Source organism: Veillonella sp. CNR 79/14, assembly GCF_003992185.1.
In the GTDB taxonomy this organism is placed as follows: Bacteria; Bacillota; Negativicutes; order Veillonellales; family Veillonellaceae; genus F0422.
Genome location: NZ_RQVH01000001.1, coordinates 17,703 through 32,112, shown reverse-complemented (window position 1 = coordinate 32,112; position 14,410 = coordinate 17,703). Strand labels below are relative to the sequence as shown.

Annotated in this window: 15 protein-coding genes; 2 read left to right on the top strand and 13 right to left on the bottom strand. The window is 37.4% G+C overall.

The window, feature by feature from the left end:
* Positions 1 to 133 precede the first annotated feature (133 nt).
* Positions 134 to 904: a YgcG family protein gene (locus tag EO119_RS00160; RefSeq protein WP_126940238.1), complete on the bottom strand. Its 771-nt coding sequence runs from the start codon at positions 902 to 904 to the stop codon at positions 134 to 136.
* 94 nt (positions 905 to 998) lie between these two features.
* Positions 999 to 1,553: a LemA family protein gene (locus EO119_RS00155; RefSeq protein ID WP_009354181.1), complete on the bottom strand. Its 555-nt coding sequence runs from the start codon at positions 1,551 to 1,553 to the stop codon at positions 999 to 1,001.
* 330 nt (positions 1,554 to 1,883) lie between these two features.
* Here EO119_RS00155 and EO119_RS00150 point away from each other — a divergent pair, with 330 nt between their 5' ends.
* Positions 1,884 to 2,822: a nitronate monooxygenase gene (locus tag EO119_RS00150; protein WP_126940237.1), complete on the top strand. Its 939-nt coding sequence runs from the start codon at positions 1,884 to 1,886 to the stop codon at positions 2,820 to 2,822.
* A gap of 121 nt (positions 2,823 to 2,943) precedes the next feature.
* Complete coding sequence (locus EO119_RS00145; RefSeq protein ID WP_126940236.1) at positions 2,944 to 3,492, top strand: gamma carbonic anhydrase family protein; 549 nt, start codon at positions 2,944 to 2,946, stop codon at positions 3,490 to 3,492.
* A gap of 276 nt (positions 3,493 to 3,768) precedes the next feature.
* Here the strand turns inward: EO119_RS00145 and nrdG are convergent, their stop codons facing one another.
* The 11 genes from nrdG to murC form a co-directional block, all read right to left on the bottom strand.
* On the bottom strand, positions 3,769 to 4,266 hold the full coding sequence (gene nrdG, locus EO119_RS00140; RefSeq protein ID WP_126940235.1) for an anaerobic ribonucleoside-triphosphate reductase activating protein: 498 nt from the start codon (positions 4,264 to 4,266) through the stop codon (positions 3,769 to 3,771).
* Positions 4,267 to 4,291: 25 nt separating this feature from the next.
* Positions 4,292 to 6,442 carry an anaerobic ribonucleoside-triphosphate reductase gene (gene nrdD / locus EO119_RS00135; RefSeq protein WP_126940234.1) on the bottom strand — a complete coding sequence of 717 codons (2,151 nt, stop codon included), beginning with the start codon at positions 6,440 to 6,442 and terminating at the stop codon, positions 4,292 to 4,294.
* Positions 6,443 to 7,026: 584 nt separating this feature from the next.
* Positions 7,027 to 7,557, bottom strand: coding sequence for a biotin transporter BioY (locus tag EO119_RS00130; protein ID WP_126940233.1), 531 nt, complete (start codon positions 7,555 to 7,557; stop codon positions 7,027 to 7,029).
* The gene (locus EO119_RS00125) at positions 7,544 to 8,152 is read right to left on the bottom strand and encodes a hypothetical protein (protein WP_126940232.1); all 609 of its coding nucleotides are present in this window, start codon (positions 8,150 to 8,152) and stop codon (positions 7,544 to 7,546) included. Before EO119_RS00125 ends, EO119_RS00130 begins: the two co-directional genes overlap by 14 nt.
* A 257-nt stretch (positions 8,153 to 8,409) precedes the next feature.
* Positions 8,410 to 8,985, bottom strand: coding sequence for an outer membrane beta-barrel protein (locus tag EO119_RS00120; protein WP_009354179.1), 576 nt, complete (start codon positions 8,983 to 8,985; stop codon positions 8,410 to 8,412).
* Positions 8,986 to 9,008: 23 nt separating this feature from the next.
* Positions 9,009 to 10,025: a cell division protein FtsZ gene (gene ftsZ, locus EO119_RS00115; protein ID WP_062402999.1), complete on the bottom strand. Its 1,017-nt coding sequence runs from the start codon at positions 10,023 to 10,025 to the stop codon at positions 9,009 to 9,011.
* A 150-nt stretch (positions 10,026 to 10,175) separates the two neighbouring features.
* Positions 10,176 to 10,526 carry a small basic family protein gene (locus EO119_RS00110; protein WP_062403002.1) on the bottom strand — a complete coding sequence of 117 codons (351 nt, stop codon included), beginning with the start codon at positions 10,524 to 10,526 and terminating at the stop codon, positions 10,176 to 10,178.
* Positions 10,523 to 11,203 (bottom strand): DUF881 domain-containing protein, encoded by a 681-nt coding sequence (locus EO119_RS00105; protein WP_126940231.1) that lies wholly within the window; start codon positions 11,201 to 11,203, stop codon positions 10,523 to 10,525. Before EO119_RS00105 ends, EO119_RS00110 begins: the two co-directional genes overlap by 4 nt.
* 12 nt (positions 11,204 to 11,215) lie before the next feature.
* Positions 11,216 to 12,091 (bottom strand): cell division protein FtsQ/DivIB, encoded by an 876-nt coding sequence (locus EO119_RS00100; RefSeq protein WP_126940230.1) that lies wholly within the window; start codon positions 12,089 to 12,091, stop codon positions 11,216 to 11,218.
* 8 nt (positions 12,092 to 12,099) lie between these two features.
* A complete protein-coding gene (locus EO119_RS00095) occupies positions 12,100 to 13,032 on the bottom strand; it encodes a D-alanine--D-alanine ligase (RefSeq protein ID WP_126940229.1) in 933 nt (310 codons plus the stop codon).
* 1 nt (position 13,033) lies between these two features.
* Positions 13,034 to 14,407: a UDP-N-acetylmuramate--L-alanine ligase gene (murC, locus tag EO119_RS00090; protein ID WP_126940228.1), complete on the bottom strand. Its 1,374-nt coding sequence runs from the start codon at positions 14,405 to 14,407 to the stop codon at positions 13,034 to 13,036.
* Positions 14,408 to 14,410: the final 3 nt, after the last annotated feature.

The window sequence follows — 14,410 nt, the reverse complement described above, 5'->3', positions numbered from 1 at the left end:
TATACCACTACAATCGAAAACTTTCAATATATTCTCAATCATTTTCTATGTTATTTTTAGATACCTATTTGCAAACTACGCATAATAGGGACATATTACATCATGATATCTACATTTAGCAAATCTATATCTATTACCATCGACGGCTCGCACCGCCACCACCAGAAGATCCACCGCCGAATCCACCAAAACCTCCACCGCCTGAACGGCCAGAGCCACCACCTCGACTAGAAGCTAATACCCATAATAAAGATTGTGTAATAGCGCCACCAAATACAGTGAAGTCCAAAATGAGTAACAAGAGAATACCTCCACCTATAATCAACATTTGAAAAGGCGTTAATTCCTCTACATTTTGTGTTTCATAGGTACGACTTCCGTCAATGGTGATACCGTACTCTTTAGCCGCTTCACCTACTAAGATAGCATAGGTATTTACTACTCCTTTACCTATTTGACCTTGTTTAAAATACGGTATGGCATAGTCATCTAAAATTTGGCCCGCTTTGGCATCATTGATTGCACCTTCTAAACCATAGCCAACTTCAATACGCATTTGTTTATCTTTAAGGGCTATCAAGAAAAGAATACCATTATTTTTATCCTTTTCACCGATGCCCCAAGAACGAAACACCTTGTTTGCATACTCTGTTACATCCTCACCATCTAAAGTAGGGATGATCAGAACCGCGATTTGAGCCTTTGTCTTTTGCTGTAACTCAAACCCCATACGATTCATCTTCTGAACATCTTCTTTAGTCAAGGTCCGTGTTTGATCCAAAATATACCCATTTTTTGGTGGACTCGGTACATCTAAGGCAAAAGCAGATAGGTTACCCCAAAATAAAACTATTGTTACAAATAAAGCACTGAGAATAGTAGTCCATGTATATTTTTTTCTCATCCTACCTCCTCATGAAAGATACCCTTTTATATCGCACTATAGCTCAATTCCTTCCAACGATACATAGTCATTGTAAGTACATATGTTAAAAGGATTAAAATTGCACTTTCGGCGCACTTTGTGCCCCTTGATCTGCTTCAAAATATGGTTTCACCTGAAATCCCATAGGACTAGCGATGATGGATGTAGGTAAGGTACGAATCTTCATATTATAGGCTTGTACACTGCCATTATAATCCTTACGTGCTACTGCAATACGATTTTCTGTACCTGCTAATTCATCTTGTAAAGCTCTGAAATTAGCATCTGCTTTTAAGTTCGGATAGTTTTCTACTACCACTAACAAACGACTTAGGGCACTACTTAATTCTTGGTTCGCTTTCGCCGTTTCTTCTACCGTTTTGGCACCACCTAATTTTGCCCGTGCATCTGCTACTGCTTGAATTGTTTCTTTCTCATGGGTCGCATAACCTTTTACAGTATTCACTAAATTCGGAATTAAATCAGATCGACGTTGCAACTGCGTTTGCACTTGTGCCCATTGCCCATTGACTTGTTCTTCCGTTTGTACTAATCCATTGTAGGAACTAAATATCCAAATCAGAAGTACACCTACAATACCTAAACCAATTAACCATGACTTTTTCATAAGTCCTCCTTTACACTATAATTCTTATATACCTAATTTGCCATAATATACATGAGCTTTATAGATAACTTTTTTAAGCCTAATAAACTCATATACAAGCATATCACTATTTTACATTCATTAAAATACACATATGTATTGGGATCATTTTAATATCATATATGCACCATGTGCCACATATCTCTTAGTGATAAGCTTAGTTATATTATACATTGTTTTTATCATCTTTTACAGCAACTATATTTTTTCATTCTATTAAGCTATAATGAAAGCATGTTGAAAGCTCCAGTGATTTAAATAAATGAATCACTATTCTATATAGGAGGAATTATGAAAACTAGTTTAACAGAATTATTAGGCATTCAATATCCTATTATTCAAGGTGCTATGGCTTGGACATCTGAGCACACCCTTGCGGCCGCAGTAGCCAATGCTGGTGCTACTGGTGTTATCGCTACAGGCGGTCGTGACACAGAATGGGTTCGCCAAGAAATCCGTCAATGCAAATCCTTAACTGACAAACCATTCGGTGTAAACTTAATGTTAATGGCACCTAACTTAGATGATATCTTAGCCGTTATCGTAGAAGAGAAACCTGCTTTTGTTACCTTAGGCGCGGGCAATCCTGTTCCTTTCATCGAACCATTACACGCAGCAGATATCAAAGTAATTCCTGTGGTTCCGAATGTAAAACTTGCTAAACGTGTGGCAGTTGCAGGGGCCGATGCCATCATCATCGAAGGTCAAGAGGCAGGCGGTCATATTGGTACACAAACAACGATGGCCTTACTAGAAAACGTTGTGCCAGAGGTTGATATCCCTGTAATTATCGCTGGCGGTATTGTAGATGGTCGTGGACTCGCTGCTGGTCTTACTATGGGTGCAGCTGGCGTTCAAATGGGCTCTCGTTTCATCTTAGCGGAAGAATGTAAAATGCATCAAAACTGTAAAGAAGCTATTATCAACGCTACAGATACTGACTCCACTGTGACAGGTCTTACTTTCAATCACGGAGTACGTGGTCTTAAAAGTGAATTTACAGCTCGTTATTTAGAAGCTGAATACAGTTGTGCCCCTAAAAGTGAATTGACAGCTATGGCTATCGGTACAAATAAAAAGGCTGCCGTTGATGGAGATACTGTAAACGGCGTTGTTCAAGTTGGTCAAGGTCTGAACCGCTTAACACAAGTAGAGCCTGCGAAAGCCATTGTAAAATCTGTTATCGCAGAAGCAAAAGAAGCGATTAAAAAAGCACAACAGTTTATCTAAACCATACATATATCTTCTACTAGTATCATTTATACCATTTACATCCCCTTGGCTTAGTACCTTAACCCAAGGGGATTCATTAAATAACACTATCGTATACAAAATAATATAGGAGGTTTCTATGTTACCATTTAAAGGAAAATATCCAAAATTAGATCCAAAAAGTCACGCTATGCCAGGTGCTGAGCTTGCTGGCGATGTAGAACTAAAAGAATATGCCTCTGTATGGCAAAATGTATCCGCTCGTGGGGACGTCAATAAAATTGTAGTAGGCCGCTACTCGAATGTACAAGACAATTCTGTACTTCACGTAGACGATGACCACGCTTGTATCCTTGGTGACTTTGTAACCATTGGTCATAGTGCTATCATCCACGCCTCTACCCTAGAGGACCACGTATTAGTGGGTATGGGGGCTATCGTTCTTAGCCGTTGTCACATCGGCCGTGGCTCCATCATCGGTGCGGGCGCTCTCGTGCTAGAAGGCACAGAAATTCCACCCTACTCCCTAGTAGTAGGTAGCCCTGCCAAAGTCATCCGTACAGATGAAAAAATGATTGAAAAAATCCACAACCAAGCTGTGAAATACAAAACACTGTGGACTAAAGAATATGGATTTTTACCAGATGCTGATGGTGAAGTGTGGGATCCTAGCCAAACTATTGTATAAATATATAATTAAATGCTAAAAAGAGCTCTATGGCAATTGCTATACAGCTCTTTTTTAATTTACAATTTATATCCTATTATCTTGTAATTGTGTATACCTATTGTCTTATATCAGAACATAAATTGTTAGACGTATCCTCGCCTTTTATAAAACACCTATTATAATTATTTTACTCTCATACACATTTAATTTGAATATCAGTCAATATAAAAACGGATATTTGACATTACAGTTCAAATATCCGCTATTTTATAATATTAACTTAGCTAGCTCATGTTATTCCATATACAAAACTACTTCTCCACTTTGCAAAGACTTTTGTATATCAATAATCCGTTGATTACTACTACCCCTAAATGCTAATCCTGGATCTCGTAAATCATCCACGAATTTCCCATCCACTAAGATATGGCACCGATCTAACAATTGTCGTTTATTAGGGCAATCCAATATTTCTTCATAGGTATATCCCGAATAGACCCAAATTGGTTTCTGCGGTGCCACCTCTAATACTCTATCCACTAAGGGTACCAATCCGTCAATATTTTGAAACGGTTCTCCCCCTAGTAAGGTCAATCCACTGCATGCAGGCGCACTGACATAGGAAAGTAATCTCTCTGTATCTGATTCTGTCCATTCTTGGCCAGCAGAAAAGTCTTGATACTCTTCGTTAAAGCAATTATAACAACCATGAGTGCAGCCAGTAACGAATAAGGATGTACGAATACCTTCACCATTAGCAATATCATATTGTCTAAGCTGTCCATAGCGCATTGTACATCCTTCTTTCATCATCTTATTAAATATGCATTACTCGATCTTTAATTTCCTTCGTACGACCTTCATTCCAAAAATTTTCCCCTAAATAACCGCAAGTTCTACGAATTACCGTCAAAGTATCACGATTCGTATTGTGACAACGAGGACATTCCCATTGCACTTGATCATTAACGATAATCTCACCATCAAAGCCACATTCATGGCAATAGTCTGATTTTGTATTAAATTCTGCATAGGAAATAGTGTCGTAAATATACTGCATCATCGTCAATAAAGCAGGGATATTATTATTCATATTAGGAATTTCCGCGTAGGAAATGCATCCCCCAGTGGATAACCGTTGAAACTCTGACTCAAAGGCAAATTTATCAAACACATTGATTTCTTCACGTACATTCACATGATAACTATTAGTGTAGTATCCTTTATCTGTAATATCCGGAATCTCACCAAACCGAGCTCTATCAATGGAGGAGAATCGGTTGGTTAAACTTTCAGCTGGTGTGCCATAGAGGGCAAACCCGATGTTGTGTTTACTGCGCCATGTTTCTGTAGCATTGTGCAAACGTTCCATCACTTTTCTAGCAAACTCATGGCCCTTTTCCGATGTATTGGAATCTCCTACAATTAGCTTGGTCGCCTCATATAAACCGATATATCCCAAAGAAATCGTCGCATATCCACCTTCTAATAATGGTCGAATCGGAGCCCCTTTAGGAAGGCGTGCAATGGCTCCATATTGCCAGTGAATAGGAGATACATCACTGGTCACATCTTTCAATAGTTCATAGCGGAACAACAATGCTTTTTCAGCTAATTCTAAGCGTTTTTCCAAAATCTCAAAAAAAGCATCTTCCTTACCTTGTGCTAAAATACCAATTTGAGGTAAGTTAAGACTTACCACACCTATATTAAAACGACCATTAAATACATACTCACCTTGCTCATTTTTCCAAGGAGATAAGAAGGAACGACACCCCATAGGAGCAAATACATTACCTTCATAGATTTCTTTCATCTTTTTCGCAGAAATATAGTCAGGATACATGCGTTTCGCCGTGCATTGAGCAGCCAGTTCCGTCAAATAATAATATTCACTATTAGGATGTACATTATGTTCATCCAACACATAAATCAACTTAGGGAAGGCTGGTGTAATATATACATCTGCCTCATTTTTGATGCCTTGTATACGTTGTTTTAGAATTTCTTCATCAATTAAAGCAGCTTCTTTTGCTAGTTCACTATTCGGATCGAAGTGCATAAACAATGTTACAAAAGGCGCCTGTCCATTCGTAGTCATTAAGGTGTTAATTTGATATTGGATAGTTTGAATCCCATCTTTTACCTCTTTTTTCGTCCGTTGCCAAGCAATTTCCTCTGCCTTTGCTACATCTGGAGCCATACCATACACTTCGACCTGCTCTTGTAATGTTAACTCTAAATATTTATCATAGGATTTTCTTACATAAGGCGCCAAAATACGATCAATCCCATTAATGCTTTGACCTCCATATTGGCCAGATGCAACCTGTGCAATAATTTGTGTAGTTACCGTACATGCTACTTGAAATGACTTTGGTGTATCAATACGTTTACCATTAATAACAGTCCCATTTGTTAGCATATCTTCTAAATTCACTAAACAGCAATTGAACATAGGTTGGATGATATAATCCATATCATGAAAATGAATAGCACCGCTGTCATGAGCTTGTACGATATCTGTAGGAATTAGCTTTCTTCGTGCAATATCTTTACTTACTTCTCCAGCAATTAAATCACGTTGGGTAGATACAATAGAAGCATCTTTATTGGAATTTTCATCAAGAACTGCTACATTTGATTTATTCAATAAACCAAATACATCTTTATCTGTGGTATTCTCTACACGCTTGAAAGCTTGTACTGCTTTATAATTTTCATAGGCTCGAGCCGTTGCAGGATTATTATTTTCCAGGAGTTTATAATACACTTGATCTTCAATAGCATAGATTGTAATATTGCGTCCCATTTTTTCTGCATAAGACTCAATTTCATTAGCAATTTGCAAAGCCAATCCAGGCGTATATACACCTGTACTACTATGCATAGCTTTTTCTATAGCAATAATAATTTTTTCTTTATCAAAATCAGCTATAGTACCATCTCTTTTTATTACATGTATCATAATACAGCCTCCTATATACTAATTACACCGCACATAACAAACTATACGGTGTATTAGATTTAGTATGAATCATACAAACAATGCATAAGCAAAAAATTAACATATGCGGTGCACATTTAAATCAAAATATGGACATATAAAAAGAGCAATTTCTGCTCTATCCATACTGTATCTACACATGTAGAAAATTCGTACTGCTTTTTTAGTGTATAGTCATTTCATAAGCACTGAAACAATTAATCGTTTTATCAAATGCTTAGTAACCTGTCTAACAATCAAATATATAACTTTGTAGATTACCACTATTTTGTACCCTTTATGGATATCACTAGATTCAGTTTACAACATATTGTAGTTTATTTCAACAAAAACCACTATATCATGTATACCAATTAGATATAGTAAACTTGTAAAAATAGGAGAATCCTCTACTTTTACACATTTATATTCATATTTTCTTACCTGAATTGCCTAGGTAAAAGACTTTTAAATAATGAGTAATTGATATGGGAGGTCAGTTGACATCCTTACACAACAAAAGCGACCAAATCCAAAAGGATTTGATCGCTATTCTACTTAGATAACTAGAATTTAATTTTCGTAGCAATCCAAGCAGATAGAATTGCTTTTACAATATCACCAATGATAAATGGATAGAACAAAATTCCTAAGGCTTTTTGTAATCCATCAGCAGTGAATGGTATATTTGCAACAGACATGAAGTACGGCACTGCCGCTACATAAGTAATCACAATACTCACTAGTGTAGCTACTACAGCATATCTAAGAAAACTTTTTTCTGTTCCCTTTAAGCAACTAACTGCAGTATAGGCAATAGGCCAAATCAAAATAAACCCACCTGTAGGACCTAGTATTTTTCCCATACCACCAGTAAATCCAGTAAATACAGGTAATCCAACTGCTCCTAATAATACATAGACTAATAAAGTCAAAAATGCCTGCTTTGGTGGCAATATCAAACCAATCAAACATAATGCAATGGTAATTAAGGAAATCATTCCCACACCCATGGGGTTCGGAACCGATAATTGTGCCATTACACAGGCTAATGCCACTAACAAAGCCATTTTTGTCAAATCTCTAGTCTGTAACATTCATTAACTCCTCTTCATAAATCCATTTGCAGTGTGCACGCCCACCATGAGTTCCAACTAGTTCGCACTCACCAATTTGCGTATGCTTATCTGAATGGATTATAAGCTTTTCTACAGAAATAACATCTCCACCATAAAATGGTGCAGAAAAAGTGATATCTAATTGAAGTAACATTGCTTCATCTAACACATGATGTGCCATATGTGATAAAACCATTAATTCTGGTACTACTGGTACCTCTTCCCGATAGATGGAATTATCATCTTGAATAGCCTCAACAAACTCAAGTATGGATTCAGGTGTAAACACGAATTTTGTTCTTGTTCTATCTTTTAATTCACCTGTCCAAACCCTTGGCATTTCCCCCAATGAAACTTCATCATGGTGGCTCCTTTCGGAGTCAAACCGTTCTAACATCGTGGACACTAAAGTGCCTTTTGAATTACAAACAGTCACTATATGTTCTTGCTTTCTTGGGGTATAGTTAATTTGTAACTGTGGTGATCTTGTAGTTCGTTTATATTGTACATTACGTACAATCACGGTATTAGGAATTTCCCTTACACTTGTCAAGCCCTTACATAGTGTATGCATAGTGCCTCCTCCCCATGATATGGGTATACTGGATCTTACAAGCTTACATGATTCTTACATTCTGTTACAACTTTATTATAATTAATCAAGTTCAAAATAGTCAACCTATTTTTCAAATTATTCGTTAACATATACTGATTAACTGTTCACATTTATCACATAAATAAATTAAAAGGACTGCAATACAAAGTAAACTACTATGTATTACAGTCCTAATATATTATCTACTATTTTTCAACAGATATCACTCTTTTCAATTAGAAAGAATAACCTACACCTGCATGCAAGCCTTTTACATCTGTTTTGTTTTGATTCATACTGTATTTATCATATTGATAATATACATTTAAATCAACATCTGGACGCAATCCATAAGAAGCGCCTAATTGATAGGTTCCTTTGATATCATTTCCGAAACCGATTTTAGCAAAACCTTCAATTTTATCAGCTAATTGAGTATGTCCAATTACACCTGCTTGGTATCCAAAACCACTTTGTTTAGGTCCCATATCTACGTATGTACCAGCACCATAGACGTTCACATTAGGATGTACTGCATAAGCACCTGCTAATTGATGATCTTTGATATCTGCGCCTGTACGACGAACTTTATTAAAAGAATATTGTGCAGCTAATGTATCAGATAGCCCTTGTTGTGCTGACACACCAAAACCATCTTTACGTTTTGTATCTTGTGCTGTTTTTTTAGACAAAGAATACTCTGCGGCTACTTTTGTTTCGCCTACATTAATATTAGTTACAGGCACAGCAGCTGCAAATGCAGAGGCACTAAATGCGGCTAATACCGCTGTGGCTACTAAAACTTTTTTCATAATATCCTCCTTATATGAGAATTTTATCGTTTCATGAAAGCTGGTACTTCTGGAGAGTTACCTGTAGCTCCAAATGGGCTTTTACGAGCAAATCCATTAGTAGAACCTTGGTCACCAAAACCTGTAGCAACAACAGTGATAAACACTTTGTCCCCTACGTTTTCATCAATAACAGAACCGAAGATAATATTTGCTTCTGGGTCCGCTGCTTCAGAAATAATTTCTGCTGCTTCATTGATTTCAAATAAGCTTAACTCTTCACTACCAGTAATATTTAACAAGATTCCTTTTGCACCGTCAATGGAAGTTTCCAATAATGGGCTATTGATTGCTTGTTTAGCAGCATCTACAGCACGGTTTTCACCTTCACCTACACCGATACCCATCAATGCTTCACCTTGGTTTGTCATGATAGTTTTTACGTCAGCAAAGTCAAGGTTGATTAAACCTGGCTTTGTAATTAAGTCAGAAATACCTTTGATACCTTGACGCAATACTTCATCAGCTGTTAAGAAAGCATCTTTTAAGGAAGTTTTACGGTCAATAATACCCAATAAACGGTCATTTGGAATTGTAATAATTGTATCAACTTTACCAGTTAATGCTTCAATACCACGTTCAGCTTGTTCTTTACGTTTTTTACCTTCAAAGCCAAATGGTTTTGTTACAACACCTACTGTCAATGCGCCAGCTTCACGTGCACATTCTGCTACTACTGGAGCTGCACCAGTACCAGTGCCACCACCCATACCAGCAGTTACGAATACCATATCAGCACCTTGCAATGCTTTTAAAATATCTTCACGACTTTCTTCTGCAGCTTCACGGCCTACTTCTGGGTTAGCGCCCGCACCAAGACCTTTAGTAGCTTTTTCACCAATTTGAATGCGAACAGGTACATTTGTACCATCTAAGGCTTGTGTTTCAGTATTAGCTACTAAGAAATCAACATTTTCCAAGTCGCTACCGATCATGCGAGATACGGCATTTCCACCGCCGCCACCAACACCAATTACTTTAATTTTTGCGAACTCTGACATCGAATGATCCTCCTCTTTACTAGAGATATATTTCATATTATTGTTACTATGACATTATATTACTAGTCTATCTTATCATTATAATTTGCTTTTATTTTACAATATATTTTATATTTTTTCAATGAAAGTCAAGAAATGACTTTATTTTTTCTATGTATGTAGTCGTTTTGTTAATAATAATCTACGTATAGCTGCCGTATTTTGAAACAGTCGCAACCCAAATGAAATCAATGCTACATAGTATAAGTCTATACCCACTGCATTGCCTAAGAATACTAAGACCGCAGCTAGTAAGGAATTAGAAAAGAACCCCGTAATAAAAATAGATAATTGAAAAGTTCTTTCAATAGCTGCTCTAGTGCCGCCAAAAACAGAGTCTAATGCTGCTAATAGGGCGACAGAAGTATATTTTGCATACGATACAGGCACATCAAAAGGGCTTATGATTCCAATAGCAACCCCTAAGACTAAGCCCCCTAGAATCCATACATATACCATCATTGTCCTCCCTTCACTTTGATGTAATTTTGTTTCATTGTTCCATCATAAGCAGGGACTGTTATATGAGCTTCATCTTGAATTTTTACTTCAATCCCCCAATATTTGAGAGACTCCACCACTCCACCGCGCATGGTCAAAGAGGAGTGTAATGTTTTAGTATCACCAATAGCTTTTATAATAAAAGGAGGAGCAAAAATCTTTCCATTCACGGTAATCGTAGGACCAGAACAACGTATTTCTGATGTTCCTATTAGCCGTTGATCATTAATAGAGATTGCCTCTGCACCAGCTGCTCTTAGTTCATTTACAATACGCAACATATCTTCATCATGAATTAAATATAAATTTGGGTTTTCTCCATCTTTTACGGGAGTCTTACTATCCGTTATTGTTAAGACAACTCCGGGTCCTTCTACATCGACTAAGGAAGCCCTAAGAGATAATACTCTATTTTCTTCTTTAATTCCCTCTAAACTTCCTTCTTCTTTCATAGTAGCAATTTGCTTTCTTAGACCTGCTCGTTCTTCTTGAAGTGAATTAATCTTTAAAGCTAATTCTCCACTTCTTTGCAAGTTTACATTGCCTTCCGCAATGGTTTGTGTCATTTTGTACTGCGTAACAAGCATAACTCCTACAATCATACTCACTACAGCTATGGCTATTCGCCCTTGTTTCAACTTTATGCTCCTTTATTGTGTTTTAATAAAAGGGGTTTTAATATTAACATCAATATATTCAGCATTGACATGACGCTGTGCAATATCTACTAGCATATCTGTCGTTATTTTTGCTTTTTCTTCTAAATTGTTTTGATCACCAATATGAATTGGCAACCCATCAACTGTATAGGCAATGATTTGTTCAGCATCACCTACATTAATTTCACCAATTTGTTTGCGCTTATCCTCAGTGAATGCTTCCATATATGCAATAGCTACTCGAATACCCGCTGCTTCTATAGTATCACCTAATAATGCATTTCCTAAACGAACGCCTGAAATAATAGGAACTGTGGTATCTGGAATAGTAGGGCTACTAGCAATAACCATCCCCTGTCTATCCAATGCTACAAATCCAAATTGTGATGGCACTACAACTACGGCTTTACGAGCTTTTATATCAACTTGCAATGTCAACGGTAAGGCATAGGACACATGCGCAGTATCTACCCTCATATCTTTTTGCAATCGTTCTTCTAACGCACCTGTTCGTACGCGCAAAATATTGACTGGATATCCTAAATCACCAATAGCTACCACATCTTCCGAAGTTAATTGTTCTGTTCCATTAACCTGAATTTGTCCAATAGGTAATGGTAATGTAAAAATACCAATTAAAATGAATGCTCCTACTACAATTTTCCAAATTGCTGGTTTGGATTTTCGTGTCGGTTTTTGTTTTCGTCTACGTCGTACACGTTTAGGCCCTTCAGGTGTATCTATAGTGACAACTTCCCAAGGATTATCTTCCTCTTCTATAGGATGGATTGGTCTTTCACTAGTTGGATGTTCCCTATATGGAGGCACTCTTTGTCCCCTCTGTTCTTGAAATCCATTTACACTCATAGCTACTCCTAAAATTTATGCAATCCAGCTGAATGAAGAATTTGTTCGCACAATTCAGGAAATTCAATTCCTATAGCTTTTGCTGCTTTAGGTACTAAAGATGTAGCCGTCATACCCGGTACTGTATTATATTCCAGTACAAACATATCATCTGTGCTGTTCATCATAATGTCCACACGAATTACACCAGCGCATTGCATTTGTTGATATACAGCTTCGCCAATGCGTTGCATAGTAGCAGCTTGTTCTTTTGTAATTGGTGCTGGCACTAAATAATCCGTAGCACCAGTTGTGTATTTAGAAGCATAATCATATTCACCAGAATGTGGTCGAATTTCAATCACTGGTAAAGCTTTACCATCTAATACAGATACAGTAAATTCTCTACCATCTACAAATTCTTCTACTACGATGACATGGTCTATGTCTAATACTTGTTTTACTTCTGCATCAACAGTGGCTTCATCTTTAATAATCGCTACACCAATACTAGAACCTTGACTAGCTGCTTTGACCACAAATGGCACTTTAAAGTTAGCGTGAATATCTTCTAGGATTGCATCCACAGATTCTAATTGATTATCATAGGATTTTGAATTTGCTGTGGGAATCTGAGCCCCCAAAAATACATGCTTGCTCATCTTTTTATTCATACCTACAGCATGCGCCATAACACCGGAGCCTGTATAAGGAATACCTGCCATTTCAAGGGCCCCTTGCAAGGCTCCATCTTCACCATATTTGCCATGAATCGCATTAAATACAACATCACAATTTAAATTTTGTAAATCTTGTACTACTGTACTAGGATTGCATTCTAATGTTGTAGCTGCATACCCTTTGCTTTGTAATGCTTCTGCAATAGCCGTAGCCGTCCTTCTAGATACATCAGCTTCTTTTGATGGTCCTCCCATGAGGACAATAATACGTTTATCCTTCACTTTATTTTTCCTCCAATAAAGCTAATAATTTAGGTCCAAATTGATTAATATTACCTGCCCCCATAGTGATGACTAAATCATTGGGTTGAACATACTCTAACACAGTTTGTGGCAAGTCATTTACATCTGCCACATAATGAATCTCTTTACCTGTCAATTCTTTAATCATCAATGGAATGGACATACCATCAATCCCCGCCTCAGGTTTTTCACCAGCACTATAAATATCTGTAATGAAAACTAAGTCAGCTTCTTTAAAGGCGGTCCCAAATTCACGCAGCAACAGCTTTGTACGACTATACCGATGTGGTTGGAATAAAATCACAACACGATGATCTTCCAAAGATTTTGCCGCTTTAATTGTGGCTGCAATTTCTGTAGGATGATGTGCATAATCATCTACAACCCAAACATCTTTTACATGCCCTTTTGTCTCAAAGCGACGCTTAGCCCCAATAAATTTACGCAATGCTTGAGCAGCTACTTCAAAGGAGATTCCTTCTCCCAAAGCTACTACAAGTGCTCCTAGTGCATTCAACGCATTATGTTGACCTGGTACCGCTAATCGTAACGTGCCTAACACGGCATCTTTATGGACTACTTCGAAGGTAGTAATCCCTTGTTCAATACGTAAGTTGTCAATGCGATAATCGTTGCCTGCTCCTAAACCATAAGTAATACATTGACGTTTAATATCTGGCATAATCCGTCGAATCGAAGGATTATCACCACATACCACAGCAATACCATCTTCTGGTAACTTCATAGAAAACTCTGTGAAAGCTCGTAATAAGTTTTCTACCGTTCGATAATGGTCCATATGGTCATTTTCAATGTTCGTGATCACAATGCGTTTAGGATTTAAATGCAAGAAAGACCCATCACTTTCATCAGCTTCAGCGATACTATATTTACCTGTACCTACATGGCTACTACCATTTAAATAATCAACTTCTCCACCAATGATGATGGTTGGATCTTGGTTTGCTTCCATAAAAATTTGCCCAATCATAGACGTAGTTGTAGTCTTACCATGCGCACCAGCAACAGCAATGCCATAGGTTTCATCTAACACTGCTTTCACCACATCAGAACGGTGTAAAATTGGAATATTTCGTTCTCTAGCCCCTAGAATTTCAGGATTATCATCATTGATAGCAGTAGAGCGGATGACCACATCTACTCCTTCTACATGTGCAGCATCATGCCCCATAAAAATAGTAGCCCCTGCTTGTCTAAATTTTTCTGTAATAGCAGATTCTTGAATATCGGAACCAGATACAATAAACCCTTTTTCAATCAATACATGTGCAATAGCACGCATGCCAGAGCCTGCAATTCCGATTAAATGTATACGTTGATAGGTATCTAACATAGA

Coding starts and splice junctions, on each gene's coding strand:
- nrdD (WP_126940234.1), bottom strand. CDS start 6,442: ATGATACATGTAATAAAAAGAGATGGTACTATAGCTGATTTTGATAAA.
- EO119_RS00150 (WP_126940237.1), top strand. CDS start 1,884: ATGAAAACTAGTTTAACAGAATTATTAGGCATTCAATATCCTATTATT.
- EO119_RS00100 (WP_126940230.1), bottom strand. CDS start 12,091: ATGAGTGTAAATGGATTTCAAGAACAGAGGGGACAAAGAGTGCCTCCA.
- EO119_RS00120 (WP_009354179.1), bottom strand. CDS start 8,985: ATGAAAAAAGTTTTAGTAGCCACAGCGGTATTAGCCGCATTTAGTGCC.
- EO119_RS00160 (WP_126940238.1), bottom strand. CDS start 904: ATGAGAAAAAAATATACATGGACTACTATTCTCAGTGCTTTATTTGTA.
- EO119_RS00145 (WP_126940236.1), top strand. CDS start 2,944: ATGTTACCATTTAAAGGAAAATATCCAAAATTAGATCCAAAAAGTCAC.
- murC (WP_126940228.1), bottom strand. CDS start 14,407: ATGTTAGATACCTATCAACGTATACATTTAATCGGAATTGCAGGCTCT.
- EO119_RS00130 (WP_126940233.1), bottom strand. CDS start 7,557: ATGTTACAGACTAGAGATTTGACAAAAATGGCTTTGTTAGTGGCATTA.
- EO119_RS00155 (WP_009354181.1), bottom strand. CDS start 1,553: ATGAAAAAGTCATGGTTAATTGGTTTAGGTATTGTAGGTGTACTTCTG.
- nrdG (WP_126940235.1), bottom strand. CDS start 4,266: ATGCGCTATGGACAGCTTAGACAATATGATATTGCTAATGGTGAAGGT.
- ftsZ (WP_062402999.1), bottom strand. CDS start 10,025: ATGTCAGAGTTCGCAAAAATTAAAGTAATTGGTGTTGGTGGCGGCGGT.
- EO119_RS00110 (WP_062403002.1), bottom strand. CDS start 10,526: ATGATGGTATATGTATGGATTCTAGGGGGCTTAGTCTTAGGGGTTGCT.
- EO119_RS00125 (WP_126940232.1), bottom strand. CDS start 8,152: ATGCATACACTATGTAAGGGCTTGACAAGTGTAAGGGAAATTCCTAAT.